This window comes from Microbacterium aurum (assembly GCF_016907815.1).
Classification (GTDB): Bacteria; Actinomycetota; Actinomycetes; order Actinomycetales; family Microbacteriaceae; genus Microbacterium; species Microbacterium aurum.
On sequence record NZ_JAFBCQ010000001.1, the window covers coordinates 2,593,224 to 2,607,066 of the forward strand.

Annotated in this window: 15 protein-coding genes; 7 read left to right on the top strand and 8 right to left on the bottom strand. The window is 70.4% G+C overall.

The window, feature by feature from the left end:
* The first annotated feature begins 13 nt into the window (after positions 1-13).
* Genes JOD60_RS12780 through JOD60_RS12800 form a run of 5 tightly spaced genes read left to right on the top strand, consistent with a single transcriptional unit; the run spans position 14 to position 4,947 of the window.
* A complete protein-coding gene (locus JOD60_RS12780; protein WP_198159051.1) occupies positions 14-1,096 on the top strand; it encodes an iron-siderophore ABC transporter substrate-binding protein in 1,083 nt (360 codons plus the stop codon).
* A complete protein-coding gene (locus JOD60_RS12785; protein ID WP_084202013.1) occupies positions 1,093-2,148 on the top strand; it encodes a FecCD family ABC transporter permease in 1,056 nt (351 codons plus the stop codon). The genes JOD60_RS12780 and JOD60_RS12785 overlap by 4 nt, the downstream gene beginning before the upstream one ends.
* Positions 2,148-3,203 carry a FecCD family ABC transporter permease gene (locus JOD60_RS12790; RefSeq protein ID WP_076690966.1) on the top strand — a complete coding sequence of 352 codons (1,056 nt, stop codon included), beginning with the start codon at positions 2,148-2,150 and terminating at the stop codon, positions 3,201-3,203. The genes JOD60_RS12785 and JOD60_RS12790 overlap by 1 nt, the downstream gene beginning before the upstream one ends.
* Complete coding sequence (locus JOD60_RS12795; protein WP_076690967.1) at positions 3,200-4,042, top strand: ABC transporter ATP-binding protein; 843 nt, start codon at positions 3,200-3,202, stop codon at positions 4,040-4,042. Before JOD60_RS12790 ends, JOD60_RS12795 begins: the two co-directional genes overlap by 4 nt.
* Positions 4,039-4,947 (top strand): siderophore-interacting protein, encoded by a 909-nt coding sequence (locus JOD60_RS12800; protein ID WP_076690968.1) that lies wholly within the window; start codon positions 4,039-4,041, stop codon positions 4,945-4,947. Before JOD60_RS12795 ends, JOD60_RS12800 begins: the two co-directional genes overlap by 4 nt.
* Here the strand turns inward: JOD60_RS12800 and JOD60_RS16805 are convergent.
* From JOD60_RS16805 to sufB, 7 genes are read right to left on the bottom strand one after another with little or no spacing between them, the layout of a single operon-like run.
* The gene (locus JOD60_RS16805) at positions 4,910-5,296 is read right to left on the bottom strand and encodes a hypothetical protein (RefSeq protein ID WP_232321610.1); all 387 of its coding nucleotides are present in this window, start codon (positions 5,294-5,296) and stop codon (positions 4,910-4,912) included. The two genes, JOD60_RS12800 and JOD60_RS16805, sit on opposite strands and share 38 nt — an antisense overlap.
* Positions 5,297-5,349: 53 nt before the next feature.
* Positions 5,350-6,510 (bottom strand): MalY/PatB family protein, encoded by a 1,161-nt coding sequence (locus tag JOD60_RS12810; protein ID WP_076690970.1) that lies wholly within the window; start codon positions 6,508-6,510, stop codon positions 5,350-5,352.
* Between the two features lie 28 nt (positions 6,511-6,538).
* Positions 6,539-6,868, bottom strand: coding sequence for a metal-sulfur cluster assembly factor (locus JOD60_RS12815; protein ID WP_076690971.1), 330 nt, complete (start codon positions 6,866-6,868; stop codon positions 6,539-6,541).
* A 9-nt stretch (positions 6,869-6,877) separates the two neighbouring features.
* Positions 6,878-7,648 (bottom strand): Fe-S cluster assembly ATPase SufC, encoded by a 771-nt coding sequence (sufC, locus tag JOD60_RS12820; RefSeq protein ID WP_076690972.1) that lies wholly within the window; start codon positions 7,646-7,648, stop codon positions 6,878-6,880.
* Positions 7,649-7,662: 14 nt separating this feature from the next.
* Positions 7,663-7,992: a non-heme iron oxygenase ferredoxin subunit gene (locus JOD60_RS12825; RefSeq protein ID WP_076690973.1), complete on the bottom strand. Its 330-nt coding sequence runs from the start codon at positions 7,990-7,992 to the stop codon at positions 7,663-7,665.
* A complete protein-coding gene (sufD, locus tag JOD60_RS12830; RefSeq protein ID WP_076690974.1) occupies positions 7,989-9,215 on the bottom strand; it encodes a Fe-S cluster assembly protein SufD in 1,227 nt (408 codons plus the stop codon). Before sufD ends, JOD60_RS12825 begins: the two co-directional genes overlap by 4 nt.
* A complete protein-coding gene (sufB, locus tag JOD60_RS12835) occupies positions 9,215-10,633 on the bottom strand; it encodes a Fe-S cluster assembly protein SufB (RefSeq protein ID WP_076690975.1) in 1,419 nt (472 codons plus the stop codon). Before sufB ends, sufD begins: the two co-directional genes overlap by 1 nt.
* Positions 10,634-10,917: 284 nt before the next feature.
* Here sufB and JOD60_RS12840 point away from each other — a divergent pair, with 284 nt between their 5' ends.
* On the top strand, positions 10,918-11,916 hold the full coding sequence (locus tag JOD60_RS12840; protein ID WP_076690976.1) for a COX15/CtaA family protein: 999 nt from the start codon (positions 10,918-10,920) through the stop codon (positions 11,914-11,916).
* A gap of 84 nt (positions 11,917-12,000) precedes the next feature.
* Positions 12,001-12,462 carry a hypothetical protein gene (locus tag JOD60_RS12845; protein WP_076690977.1) on the top strand — a complete coding sequence of 154 codons (462 nt, stop codon included), beginning with the start codon at positions 12,001-12,003 and terminating at the stop codon, positions 12,460-12,462.
* Between the two features lie 337 nt (positions 12,463-12,799).
* Here JOD60_RS12845 and JOD60_RS12850 read toward each other — a convergent pair whose 3' ends face one another.
* A complete protein-coding gene (locus JOD60_RS12850) occupies positions 12,800-13,726 on the bottom strand; it encodes a heme o synthase (protein WP_076690978.1) in 927 nt (308 codons plus the stop codon).
* Positions 13,727-13,843: the final 117 nt, after the last annotated feature.

Here is a 13,843-nt window from a genome sequence, read left to right on the forward strand (position 1 = left end):
TATGATGGATGACATGGCTCGAAACGTGGATCGCACCGTCGGGAAATCGCCCGGAATCGTGCGGCTGAGCGCCATCCGGGGACGTCAGCGCGCTCCACTGCACGGCTACGCTGGCAAGCAGACGCGATCTTGGCGACCCAAAGGCTCGGAATCGCGCGGAACCACGGGCTGTTGCATCAGATCGAAAAGTTCTTGGTTCATCACGCACGCCCTGGGCGAGACCACGATCGAGACGAAGCCGGAGCGGGTCGCCACGATCTCCTGGGGAAACCAGGACGTCGCCCTCGCCCTCGGCGTCGTGCCCGTCGGCATGGACACGCAGGTCTGGGCGTGGTCCGGCACCGCGAAGCCCGGCGTCTACGAGTGGACGAGCGACAAGCTCGATGAGCTCGGCGCCGACCTGCCGCCGCTCTTCGACGCGACCGACGGCGTCGACTTCGAGGCGATCTCCGACACGACGCCCGACGTCATCCTCGCCGCCCAGTCCGGCCTCTCCGAGGAGGACTACGAGACGCTCTCCGGCATCGCCCCCGTCGTCGCCTACCCCGGCATTCCCTGGTTCACGCCGTGGCGCGACCAGATCACGCTCAACGCCGAGGGCCTGGGCCTGAAGGCCGAGGGCGAGGCGCTCGTGGACGACCTCGAGAAGCAGATCGCGGATGCGACGGCGGATGCCGGCTTCGCGGGCAAGAGCGCCGCGTTCTTCTACATGAGCCCCGCCGACCTGTCGAAGGTGTCGCTGTACACCGGCGGCGACTCGCGCACGGCCTTCCTGCACGACCTCGGGTTCGACCTGCCGCAGGTCGCCGTCGACGCGGCCGACGCCGGCTCGTTCTACCTCGACTTCAGCGCCGAGAACGCCGACCGGCTCGCTGACGTCGACGTCATCGTCACGTACGGCGACGAGACCCTGCTGCCCGCCCTGCAGGCAGACCCGCTGTGGAGCACACTGCCCGCCGTCAAGAACGGCGCGGTCGTCGCGGTCGGCGAGGGCGACGCGTACAGCGCCGCCGTCAGCCCCACGGCGCTGTCGATCCCGTGGGTGCTCGACCAGTACGTGGGTGACCTCAAGGACGCGGCAGCGAAGGTTCAGTGACCGTTTCCGTCGCGCCAGTGCGCCGCGCGTCCGCCCCGAGGGGGGACGCGCGGCGCCGCGTCGTCGTGCTCGCGGTCGCGCTGGTCGCCGTCGTCGTGTCGGTCGTCCTGTCCCTGTCCTTCGGCTCGCGGCCGGTCAGTCTCGACCAGATCATGGCGGGCATCGCGGCGTGGGTGCGCGGCGAGACACCCGCCGACATCGGCGCGCTCGCGGTGCAGAGCCGCGTCCCCCGCACGGTGCTCGCCCTCCTCGCCGGCGCCGCGCTGGCCCTCTCCGGCGCGCTCATGCAGGCCATCACCCGCAATCCTCTCGCCGACCCCGGCATCCTCGGTGTCAACACTGGCGCCGCCCTCGCCGTCGTCATCGGCATCGCCTTCTTCGGCGTCTCGAGCGCCCTCGGCTACCTCGGCCTCGCCCTCGTCGGCTCCTTCCTCACCGCGTTCTTCGTGTACTTCGTCGGGTCCGTCGGCCCCGGCGGCACGACCCCGATCAAGCTCGCGCTCGCGGGCGCCGCCACGACGGCGGCGCTGTCCTCGCTCGTGTCCGCTGTGCTTCTGCCCCGCCAGAACGTCATGGACGAGTTCCGCTACTGGCAGATCGGCAACGTCGGCCGTGCCGACTGGGAGACCATGGGCATCATCGTCCCCGTGCTCGCGGTCGGCACCCTCGTCGCGCTGCTGTGCGCGTCGTCGCTGAACGCCCTCGCCCTCGGTGACGACGTGGCGACCGGCCTCGGCGTTCCGGTCGGCCGTATCCGGATCGTCGCCGCGATCGCCGGCGTCGCCCTCTGCGCCGCCGTCACCGCCGTGGCGGGTCCGATCGGCTTCGTCGGCCTCATGGTGCCGCACGCCGTGCGCCTCCTCTCCGGCGCCGACCAGCGCTGGCTGCTCCCCCTGTCGGCCCTCGGCGGCGCTATCCTGCTCACCCTCGCCGACACGATCGGTCGCGTCATCGGCTCGCCGGGCGAAGTCGAGGCCGGCATCATCACGGCGTTCCTCGGCGCGCCCGTCCTCATCGCCATCGCGCGTCGCACCCGGATGAAGGCCCTCTGATGACCGCGCTCCTCGCCCCGCCGACGGACGCCGCGGTCACCCGCCTCCGCGCGGGTCGCCGCAGCCGGTCGCGCCGCCGCATCCTCACGATGTCGGCTCTCGGCGTCCTCGCGATCGTGCTCTTCGGCGCGATGCTCGTGCTCGGCAACACGATCTACCCGCTCTCGGATGTCCTCGCGGTCCTCACCGGACAGAAGGTCCCCGGCGCATCGTTCGCCGTCGGGACGCTGCGCCTGCCGCGGGCGCTCACCGCCGTGCTCGCCGGCATCGCCTTCGGCGTCGCCGGCTCCACCTTCCAGACGATGCTGCGCAATCCTCTCGCCAGCCCCGATGTCATCGGCATCACCTCGGGCGCGAGCGCCGCGGCGGTCCTGTCCCTCGTCGTGCTGCACTGGAGCGGGGCCGCCACGATGGGCCTCGCTCTCGTCGCCGGCATCGTCACCGCCGCGATCATCTACCTCGCCGCCCGGGGCGGGGAGTCGACCGGCGGCCGGCTCATCCTCATCGGCATCGGCGTGGGCGCGATGATGGATGCCGTCGTCTCCTATCTCCTCCTGCGCGCCGCTGTCTGGGACCTCCCCGCCGCCATCCGGTGGATGACCGGCAGCCTCAACGGCTCGCGCATGGAGGACGTGCCGCCCCTCGCGATCGCCGTCGTCGTGCTCGTGCCGATCGTCGTCCTCCTCGGCCGCGACCTCGGCACCCTCGAACTCGGCGACGCGTCGGCGACGGCACTCGGTGTGCGCGTGGACCGCACCCGCATCCTCCTCGTCCTCGCGGCCGTCGCGCTCGCGTGCTTCGCGACGGCGACGACCGGCCCCATCGCGTTCGTCGCGTTCCTCGCCGGTCCCATCGCGGCGCGGATCGTCGGCCCCGGCGCGCCCGTCATCCTGCCGGCGGCGCTCACCGGCGCCGTCCTCGTCCTCGCGGCCGACCTGCTCGGGCAGTTCGCGTTCGATACCAAGTTCCCCGTGGGCGTCATCACCGGCATCCTCGGTGCCCCCTACCTCATCTACCTGCTCATCCGAACGAGCCGCCGCGGAGGATCGTCATGACCGCACAGCACGTGCTGACCACCGAGGCGCTCGTCTCGGGGTACGGCGCCACCCGCATCGTCGACGGGATCGACCTGCAGTTCCCCTCCGGCGGCATCAGCGTCATCGTCGGGGCCAACGCCTGCGGCAAGTCGACGCTCCTGAAGACCATCGCGCGGCTCATCCCGACGCAGTCCGGTGCGGTGCTCCTCGACGGCAAGCGCATCGACGGCATCCCGACGAAGGAGCTCGCCCGCACCCTCGGCCTCCTCCCGCAGCAGCCGATCGCCCCCGAGGGCATCGTCGTGGCCGATCTCGTCGGTCGGGGCCGCCACCCCCACCAGAAGCTCTTCCGGTCGTGGACCGCCGACGACGATCGCGCCGTCACCGAAGCGCTTGCCGCGACGGGCGTGCTCGACCTCGCCGACCGCGCCGTCGATGAGCTCTCCGGCGGGCAGCGCCAGCGCGTGTGGATCGCGATGGCGCTCGCGCAGGAGACGGACCTGCTGCTGCTGGACGAGCCGACGACGTTCCTCGACGTCTCGCACCAGATCGACGTGCTCGACCTCCTCACCGACCTCAACCGCACGCGCGGCACGACGATCGTCATGGTGCTCCACGACATCAACCTCGCCGCCCGGTACGCCGACCACCTCTTCGCCCTCAAGCGGGGCCGACTCGTCGCCGACGGCACACCGGCCGACATCGTCACGAGCGATCTCGTGCGCGAGGTCTTCGACCTCGATGCGCTCGTCATCACCGACCCCGTCTCGGGGGCGCCGATGGTGCTCCCCCGCGGCCGGCACCACGTGCGAGCCGCAGACCACGCCACCCCTCACGCCACAGGGGGCACCCGATGACCCGCACCCGTCCCACCAGCCGGTTCTTCCGCGCGGAGGTCACCGCGATCACCGACCTCACGCCGAGCTTCCGCCGTTTCACGTTCGGGGGTCCCGACCTCGCCGACTACGGCGACCCGGGGTTCGACCAGCGCATCAAGATCGTCTTCCCGACCCCCCGCACCCCCATCGACGCGATGCCGACCGGCGAGGACTGGTGGACGCAGTGGCGGGAGATGGACGAAGACGCCCGGCCGCCGTTTCGCACCTACACGACCCGCGCGGTGCGCGCCGCGGCGCACGAGGTGGACGTCGACATGGTCTCCCACGACGTGCTGGGACCGGCGTCGGCCTGGATCGCCGACGCCCAGCTCGGCGACGAGGTCCTGATCTTCGCTCCGACCACGGCGCACACCGGCATCAGCTACGGCATCGACTTCGTCCCGCCCGCGGAGACCGACGACATCCTCCTCGCGGGCGACGAGACCGCCGCGCCGGCGATCGCCGCCATCCTCGAGCAGCTGCCGCCGCAGGCGCGCGGCGTCGTGGTGCTCGAGGTCCCGCATCCCGGCGACGCCGCCTACCTGCCTGTCCACCCCGGCTTCGAGTACCGCGTGGCAGCGCGCGACCACGGCGATCGCCACACCCACCTCGTCGCGGCGGTGGAGGAGACCGCCACACGGCTCGTCCCCGCCGGGCGCGGCGCGGAGGTCGAGGAGATCGACATCGACCAGGACATCCTCTGGGAGGTACCGCGCACCGCGAAGGGCGGTGCCGCCCTGAAGAGCGCGCCGCTGTACGCCTGGCTCGCCGGGGAGGCCGGTGCGATCAAGACCCTGCGCCGCCACCTCGTCACCGACCACGGGATCGACCGCCGCGCCATCGCTTTCATGGGCTACTGGCGGCTCGGCCGCGCCGAGGTGTAGCGGGGCGGCGCCGCCGCGGGAGCGCTGTCGCGGCCGTCGCGGCGGCGACGAGCGCGGCGGCGGCGAGCAGCGTCGTTCCGATCAGGGTGATCCGGGCGTTACCGAGCCGGTCGCCGATGCGGCCCTGCACCTCCGCGCCGGCCGCCCATAGCAGTGCGGCGGACGTGAGCCCGAGGCCGGCGCCGGTCGCGTCGAAACCGTAGTGGTCGATGAGGAGGTAGGGCACGTCGATCTCGGCGCCGAACAGCGCGCCGGCGATGAGGGCGCGCTGACGAGGGGGCATGACGGTCGTGACCGCCAGCGACTGCGTCGCCGCGAGGAACACCATCGCGACGGCGCCAAGGGTCACCCAGACGTGTTCGGGCGCCCAGATCCCCGCCGCACACGCCGGTTCGGGCGCGTTCACGCCGGCGCGAGGGCGCCGATGCGCGTGACGGCGTCGGTGAGCACATCGGGGGCGCAGCCGAAGTTGAGGCGGACGAACCCGACCCCCTCCGCCCCGAACTGCGGACCGTGGTGCAGCGCGACCTTGGCGTCCCGCTGGATGCGGACGGCCGGGTCGTCACCCCAGCCGTACGCCGACAGGTCGATCCACGCCAGGTAGCCGGCCTCCGGCATCCGGTACACGGCCTGCGGCAGCTGCGCGCGGAGCAGATCGCCGAGCAGTCGGCGGTTGCCGTCGAGGCGCGCCCGCAGCGCATCGAGCCAGTCGTCCGACGCGCCGCCGAAGGCGGCGACGCCGGAGATCGCGCCGAACAGGCCGGTGCGCCATTCCACCTCCGGCGGCAGGGCGCGCACCACCGCCGCGGTCTCCTCGGCTGCCGTGATCATGACGGCGCACTTCAGCCCCGCCAGGTTGAACGCCTTCGAGGCGCTGGTGACGGCGTAGCCGACGGATGCCGCGGTGGGAGATGCCGCGAGGAACGGCGTGTAGGGGGTGTCGTCGTATGCGAGCGGCGCGTGGATCTCGTCGCTGATGACGACGGCACCGTGGCGTGCGGCGATCTCGGCAAGGGCGGACAGCGCCTCGGGCCGGTGCGCCGTCCCGGTCGGGTTGTGCGGGTTGCACAAGAGGACGGCGCGGGCGCCGGCGGCCAGCGCCGCGTCGATCCCGTCGAGATCCAGCTGCCACCCGGCACCGGTGTCGACGAGGGGCACGGTCTCGACCCGGCATCCCGCCTCTTCGATGCACATCGCGAACGGCGGGTACACCGGCGGGGTCGTCACGACGGCGTCGCCGGGGCGCGTCGTCGCGCGCAGCAGTTCGACGACGCCCATCATCACGTCGCCGGTCGGGCGAACGCGGGCGGGGTCGACGCTCCAGCCGAACAGGCGCTGCGCGAAGCCTGCGAACGCGTCGGCCAGTCCGTTCTCACGCGGCGTGTAGCCAGTGTCGCCGATCGCGACGGCGTCGGACAGCGCCGCGGTGATCGCCGGGGCGAGGGGGAAGTCGGTCTCCGCGACGAACAGCGGCAGCACGTCGGCGGGGTACGTCCGCCATTTGCTGCTCGAGCGTCGCCGCAGCGTCTCCATCGGAAGGGCGTCGAGGGGGATGGTGCTCACCGGACGAGCCTACCGAAGGGTCCAGGCGTCAGATCGCGAACCCCAGCGCCCGCATCATGTCGCGGCCGTCGTCGGTGATGCGCTCCGGGCCCCACGGCGGCATCCACACCCAGTTGATGCGGAATCGCTCCACGACCTCGTCGAGGGCCTGCGCCGTCTGCTCTTCGAGCACGTCGGTCAGCGGGCAGCCGGCCGACGTCAGCGTCATGTGGATGACGAGCGCGTCGTTCTCGTCGTCCCAGCCGAGGTCGTAGATGAGGCCGAGATCGACGACGTTGATCCCGAGCTCGGGGTCCATGACGTCCTTGAGCGCCTCGGTGACCTCGTCGTACTTCTCGGGGCTGAGGGTCGCGGTCATGCTTCGATCCTAGGCCTCGATGACATCGGAGGGCTCGAGATAGCGGTCATAGCCCTCGTTCTCGAGACGCTCCGCGAGCTCTGGTCCGCCCTCCTCCACGATGCGGCCCTTGACCATGACGTGCACGAAGTCGGGCTTGATGTAGCGGAGGATGCGCGTGTAGTGCGTGATGAGCAGCACACCCAGGTCGGTGGCCTCCTTGGCGCGGTTGACGCCCTCGGAGACGATCTTCAGCGCGTCGACGTCGAGGCCGGAGTCGGTCTCGTCGAGCACGGCGATGGCGGGCTTGAGCAGCTCGAGCTGCAGGATCTCGTGACGCTTCTTCTCACCGCCGGAGAAGCCCTCGTTGACGTTGCGCGCCGCGAACTTCGGGTCCATGCGGAGCGCCTTCATGGCCTCCTTGACGTCCTTGGTCCAGGCGCGGATCGCCGGCGCCTCGCCGTCGATCGCCGTCTTCGCGGTGCGGAGGAAGTTCGTCACCGTGACGCCGGGGATCTCCACCGGGTACTGCATCGCGAGGAAGAGCCCCGCCCGCGCCCGCTCGTCGACGGACATCGCGAGGACATCCTCACCGTCGAGCGTGATCGACCCGCCGGTGACGGTGTACTTCGGATGCCCGGCGATCGTGTACGCGAGCGTCGACTTGCCCGAGCCGTTGGGGCCCATGATCGCGTGGGTCTGGCCGGTGCGCACCGTGAGCGTCACACCGTTGAGGATGGGGGTGGTACCGGCATCCGTCTCGACCGTCACGTGCAGGTCGCGGATCTCGAGAACAGCCATGTCTTCTACCTTCTTCAGTTGACTTCTTTGGTCACGTGCGGGTCGATGAGGATGTCGTCCCCGTCGATCGTGACCTCATAGACGGGCACCGGCTCGTAGGCCGGCAGGTTCAGGGGGCGGCCGGTGCGCAGCGAGAACGCGGACCCGTGGGCCCAGCACTCCAGCGTCTCGCCCTCGACGAACCCGTCGGACAGCGAGATGTCGCCGTGCGTGCAGGTGTCGCCGATCGCGTGCACCTCGCCGTTGGAGTCGAGCACGACCGCGATGGGGATGTCGTCGATGACGACGCGCACCGCGGCATCCTGCTTGAGATCGCTGAGTTTCAGCACCTTCTGCGCGCTCATGCGGATGCCTCGACGGCGCTTTGGGTGAGGGCGAGCTCCGCCTCGATCGCGGCGATGAGTTCGTCCTGCAGCGCGGGGATGTCGATCTTCTGCACGATCTCGGTGAGGAAGCCGAGGACCACGAGGCGCCGGGCGTCGTCCTCGGCGATGCCGCGGGCCTGCAGGTAGAACAGCTGCTCGTCGTCGAACCGGCCGGTGGCGCTGGCGTGGCCGGCCCCCCGGATGTCGCCGGTCTCGATCTCGAGGTTCGGGATCGAGTCGGCGCGCGCGCCGTCGGTGAGCACCAGGTTGCGGTTGGCCTCGTAGGAGTCGGTGCCCGTGGCATCCGGCCCGATCAGCACGTCGCCGATCCACACGCTCCGCGCCGAGGCGCCCTGCAGCGCTCCCTTGTACAGCACGTCGCCGACGGTGTTCTCGCCCTTGTGGTGCAGATACACCTGGCTCTCCAGGTGCTGGCCGGCGTCGGCGAACGACAGGCCGTACAGCTGCCCTTGGGATCCGGTCCCGGCGAGCTCCACGGAGGGGTTCACGCGCACGACGCCGCCGCCGAAGCTGACGACGACGTGACGCAGCAGGCCGTCACGACCGACGCGCGCCTGGTGGGACGCGGCATGCACGGCGGCGTCATCCCACTGCTGCACGGTCACGACCTCGAGCTGGGCGCCGTCGGCGACGACGATCTCGACGTTCTCGGCCAGCGCGGCGGCGCCGGTGTGGCGCAGCAGCACCGTCGCCCGGGCGTGCGTCTGAGCCTCGATCACGAGGTGCAGGATGCCGCGGCGCGCCGCGTCGGCGCCCGCCACCTCGACGACGACCGGCGCCTCGAGCTCGGCCTCGGCGGGAATGCGCACGTGCAGGGCGCCGTCGGCGCGGCGAGACGCGATCGCGCTCGGCAGGTCTTCGGGGACGAGGACGGTGCCGCGCGGCGCCTGTCCCTCGCGCAGCGGCGCGCCGAGCTCGGCACCGGCGGCCGTCACGGTCACCGTGATCGCCTCGTCATCGGCGGGCTCGTCGCGCAGCAGCGCCGCGATGCGGTCGAGCGGCGTGTGCTTCCAATTGACCTCGCGGCCGGTGGGCGCGCCGAAGTCGGCCGGGTCGAACGAGGTGGGGCGCTCGGAGCGCGTCTGCACCGGCACGTCGGCCGCGGCGGCGGTCAGCCGGGCGGCAGGGTCGATGTGACCCTCCGCGACCGTTCCGGCGGGGGTCTGGGTCGCTGTCGTCATCAGCCGACGGATCCTTCCATGCCCATCTCGATGAGCTTGTTCAGCTCGAGGGCGTATTCCATGGGCAGCTCACGGGCGATGGGCTCGATGAAGCCGCGGACGATCATCGCCATGGCCTCGTCCTCCGGCATCCCGCGGCTCATGAGGTAGAACAGCTGCTCCTCGCTCACCTTCGAGACGGTCGCCTCGTGGCCGAGCTGCACGTCGTCGACGCGGATGTCGATCGCGGGATACGTGTCGGACCGAGACTTCGTGTCGACCAGCAGCGCGTCGCAGCGCACGGTGTTCGCGGAGTGGTGCGCGTTCGCGTCCACCCGCACCTCACCGCGGTAGCCGGCGCGACCGCCGCCGCGGGCGATCGACTTCGAGACGATCGAGGACTGCGTGTACGGCGCCATGTGGATCATCTTCGCGCCGGCGTCCTGGTGCTGACCGGGGCCGGCGAAGGCGACCGACAGGGTCTCGCCCTTCGCGTGCTCGCCCATCAGGTAGATCGACGGGTACTTCATCGTGACCTTGGAGCCGATGTTGCCGTCGATCCACTCCATCGTCGCGCCCTCGTGGGCCACGGCGCGCTTGGTGACGAGGTTGTAGACGTTGTTCGACCAGTTCTGGATCGTCGTGTACCGCACGCGCGCGTTCTTCTTCACGATGATCTCGACGACGGCCGAGTGCAGCGAGTCGGACTTGTAGATCGGCGCCGTGCAGCCCTCGATGTAGTGGACGTAGCTGTCCTCATCGGCGATGATGAGCGTCCGCTCGAACTGGCCCATGTTCTCGGTGTTGATCCGGAAGTAGGCCTGCAGCGGGATCTCGACGTGCACGCCCTTGGGGACGTACACGAACGAGCCGCCCGACCACACGGCGGTGTTCAGCGCGGCGAACTTGTTGTCGCCGGCCGGAATCACGGTGCCGAAGTACTCCTCGAAGAACTCCGGGTGCTCGCGCAGCGCCGTGTCGGTGTCCATGAAGATGACGCCCTGCGCCTCGAGGTCCTCGCGGATCTGGTGGTAGACGACCTCGGACTCGTACTGCGCGGCGACCCCCGCGACGAGGCGCTGACGCTCCGCCTCGGGGATGCCCAGCTTCTCGTACGTGTTGCGGATGTCCTCCGGGAGGTCCTCCCACGACTGCGCCTGCTTCTCGGTGGAGCGCACGAAGTATTTGATGTTGTCGAAGTCGATGTCCGACAGGTCCGCGCCCCAGGTGGGCATGGGCTTGCGCTGGAACAGCTGCAGGCCCTTCAGCCGCGTCTTCAGCATCCACTCGGGCTCGTTCTTGAGGCCCGAGATGTCGCGGACGACGGCCTCCGTGAGCCCGCGCTTCGCGCTGGCTCCGGCGGCATCCGGGTCGTGCCACCCGAACTCGTACACGCCGAGTCCTTCGAGCTCCGGTCGGTCGATGAGCACATCCGACATGGCTTTGCCTCCTTCGGGCCCAACGGTGTCATCCGCTCCGGCATTCCGTCGTCCTCACCGCACCACGCGAGTCGTGGGCGAGGGGCGGATGCCGCTTTCAGGGCCGCTTGAGTGTCTTTCGCTGACACGGGGTTCGTCCGGGGCCCGCGGGTCGCGCGCCTAGACTGTCAGTGGGCGCGACGCGTCTCGCGCGCCGCCGTTCCCACCCCGTCAGTCTACAGTAGGCACCCCCTCCGGGGGCGTGTCCCGCGCCCTTCGGGCGCCCACCCGGGAGGCGACCCCACATGTCCGCGCAGCAGACTTCCGCTCCCGCCGAGCCGGCGTCGACCGACGCCGGCGCCGGGCTCGTCTCGCGCCTGCGGTCCCGACTGCCCGACCGCATCACACGCGCGACGCGCGTGCTGGCCTGGCTCGTGCTGATCAGCAACATCGTGATCGTCGGCACAGGCGGCCTCGTCCGCCTCACCGGCTCCGGCATGGGCTGCGAGACCTGGCCGTACTGCACGGCGGAATCCCTCGTCCCGACGCGCGAACTCGGCATCCACGGCCTCATCGAGTTCGGCAACCGCACCCTCACCGGCGTGCTCGTCGTCGTCGCGCTGCTCGCCTTCCTCTCCGTCGTGCGGATGTGGCACACCCGCCCGGAGCTCCCCCGTCTCACCCTCGCCGTCGGTATCGGCATCATCCTGCAGGCCGTCATCGGCGGCGTGACGGTGTGGCTGCACCTGCACCCGAGCATCGTGGGGCTGCACTACCTGGTGTCGGCGGCGCTCGTGGCGCTCTCGGCCGTCTACGTCGCGCGCGTCTACGCGCAACCCGGCCCACGGCGCCGCGCCGTCCCCCGCCGGTACGCGATCCTCACGCACGTCACGAGCGCCGCCGTGCTCGTGACGGTGGTCATCGGCATCCTCCTCACCGGCTCCGGCCCCCACGCCGGCGACGACGCCGCGGCGCGCAACGGCCTGGACCCGATCTTCTGGCAGCACGTGCACAGCTGGCCCTCGTACGTGCTGTTCGCCCTCACGCTGGTGCTGTTCGCCGCCTCGTTCCGGATGCCGCAGGTCCTGCGCCTGCCGCTGTGGACGGGACTGCTGCTCGGGATCGAGATCGTGCAGATCGCGGTCGGGCTGTGGCAGGCCCGCACCGGCCTTCCGATCGTGCTCGTGAACATCCACATGGTGCTCGCGGTGTGCCTGGTCGCGGCGATGACCGCCGTCGTGATGAACCTGAAAGCGCCGCTCGCGGTGCTTCCGGTCGCCGACGGTTCCACAGCAGGCTCATAGCGGGCGCATCAGCCGTACCCTGGTGGTTCGCAGATAGTCGATGAGTCGCCGTGTGCGCGGTGACGTGACAGAAGGAGCCCTTCCATGCCCAACACCGCCCCCCGTCTGAGTCGCAGCATCCCGTTCTGGGTGCTCGTGGGCGGATCCGTCGTCGCGATCGGCGCCGGCACGTACCTGCTCGTCGACAAGCTCAGCACCATGGCCGCCACCCTCACCGACGGCACCGCGACCGGTGTCGAGGTGTACGCCGGTCAGATCTGGGCCGTGCTCGGCGCGATCCTCATCGGCGCGGGCCTCATCGGCCTCGCGCTCGCCCTGACCGTCGGCGCCGTGCGGACGCTGGTCCCCACCGCGCCCGTCGAGGTCGTCGAGCCGCCGGCGTGGGAGGACGAGGTCGTCGTGGCCGAAGCGACCACGGTCGAGAGCGCTGTCGCCGAGCCCGAGGCGCCCACGCCCGTCATGACGGACACCGCCGCCGCTGATGCCGCCGCGAGGGACGCCGAGGCCCCGGCATCCGCCACCACCCCGGAGACGCCCGCGCGCTGACCCGCCCGCAGTACGACGGAGATCTGCAGTTCTTCGGACGATCGCATTCGATGCGGTCCGAAGAACTGCAGATCTCCGTTGTTTTCAGCCCGGTCGTAAGACCTGCTCAGTGGGCCAGGTGGAGTCCCGCGGCGATCGCGCGCATGACGGCATCCTGAACCGACGGCCACTGATCGACGACCTGAGCGTAGGTGAAGTGCAGCACGTGGTAGCCACGCGCGAGCAGAGCGGCGTCGTGGCTGTTGTCCGAGGCGCGCCGTCGTCGACGGCGCGCTCCACCGTGTAGCGGGAGTGGCCCGCGCTCAGGAGCGACCGGACACGCGCGACGCGGCCGGACTCAGAAGGGCAGCAGCGGGTCGATCGCGATCGCGAGGAACAGGAGCGTCAAGTACGTGATCGAGGCGTGGAAGACACGCATCGGCTTGATCTGCTCACCGCGTACGGCGCGGGCGTACAGCACGTGCGACTCGAAGATGAACCAGCCGCCGAACACGACGGCCGAGACGGTGTAGACGAGACCCATGCCGGCGACCGGAACGAGCAGCAGCGACGATGCGACCGTTGCCCACGCGTACAGGATGACCTGCAGACCGACCTGCAGGCCGTCCCGCGTCGCGCCGAGCATCGGGACGTCGGCCTCCTGGTAGTCGCCCTTGTACTTCATCGACAGCGGCCAGTAGTGCGGCGGGGTCCACAGGAACACCAGCAGGAACAGGATGACCGGCGGCCAGTCCAGCGACCCGGTGACCGCGGACCAGCCGATCAGCACCGGGAAACACCCGGCGATGCCGCCCCAGACGATGTTCTGCTCGGTGCGGCGCTTGAGGACGATCGTGTAGATGACGACGTAGAAGAAGATCGCGACGACGCTGAGGGTGGCCGCCAGCCAGTTCGTCGTCAGCAGCAGCCAGACGGTGGATGCCGCCGCGAGCGTCCATGCGAAGATCAGCGCGCCGCGGGGCGAGACCTCGCCGGTCACGAGCGGCCGGTTCTCGGTGCGGTGCATGTGCGCGTCGATGTCACGGTCGATGTACATGTTGAACGTCGCCGCCGACCCGGCGCTCATCGCGCCGCCGATCACCGTCGCCAGCACCAGCCACAGGTTCGGCATGCCGTTCTGCGCGAGGATCATCACCGGGACGGTCGTCACCAGCAGGAGTTCGAGGACGCGGGGCTTGGTGAGGGTGATGTAGGCCCGGACGGTGCGGCCGATGCTCTGCCGGGTCGCGGTGACCTCGCTCGCCCGTGTCGTCGTGATGTCCATCGCCCCTGCCGTCCGATCGTCGCCCCAAGTCTAGGTCATCCGCCCTCGTCAGACGGCGTCATGAAGCGGTGCGCATGGCCACCGGGGTATGCCGCTTCGATATGCTGAAGGCACCTG

Coding starts and splice junctions, on each gene's coding strand:
- JOD60_RS12780 (WP_198159051.1), top strand. CDS start 14: ATGGCTCGAAACGTGGATCGCACCGTCGGGAAATCGCCCGGAATCGTG.
- JOD60_RS12790 (WP_076690966.1), top strand. CDS start 2,148: ATGACCGCGCTCCTCGCCCCGCCGACGGACGCCGCGGTCACCCGCCTC.
- JOD60_RS12795 (WP_076690967.1), top strand. CDS start 3,200: ATGACCGCACAGCACGTGCTGACCACCGAGGCGCTCGTCTCGGGGTAC.
- JOD60_RS12800 (WP_076690968.1), top strand. CDS start 4,039: ATGACCCGCACCCGTCCCACCAGCCGGTTCTTCCGCGCGGAGGTCACC.
- JOD60_RS12815 (WP_076690971.1), bottom strand. CDS start 6,868: ATGACCGCGACCCTCAGCCCCGAGAAGTACGACGAGGTCACCGAGGCG.
- sufC (WP_076690972.1), bottom strand. CDS start 7,648: ATGGCTGTTCTCGAGATCCGCGACCTGCACGTGACGGTCGAGACGGAT.
- JOD60_RS12825 (WP_076690973.1), bottom strand. CDS start 7,992: ATGAGCGCGCAGAAGGTGCTGAAACTCAGCGATCTCAAGCAGGATGCC.
- sufD (WP_076690974.1), bottom strand. CDS start 9,215: ATGACGACAGCGACCCAGACCCCCGCCGGAACGGTCGCGGAGGGTCAC.
- sufB (WP_076690975.1), bottom strand. CDS start 10,633: ATGTCGGATGTGCTCATCGACCGACCGGAGCTCGAAGGACTCGGCGTG.
- JOD60_RS12840 (WP_076690976.1), top strand. CDS start 10,918: ATGTCCGCGCAGCAGACTTCCGCTCCCGCCGAGCCGGCGTCGACCGAC.
- JOD60_RS12845 (WP_076690977.1), top strand. CDS start 12,001: ATGCCCAACACCGCCCCCCGTCTGAGTCGCAGCATCCCGTTCTGGGTG.
- JOD60_RS12850 (WP_076690978.1), bottom strand. CDS start 13,726: ATGGACATCACGACGACACGGGCGAGCGAGGTCACCGCGACCCGGCAG.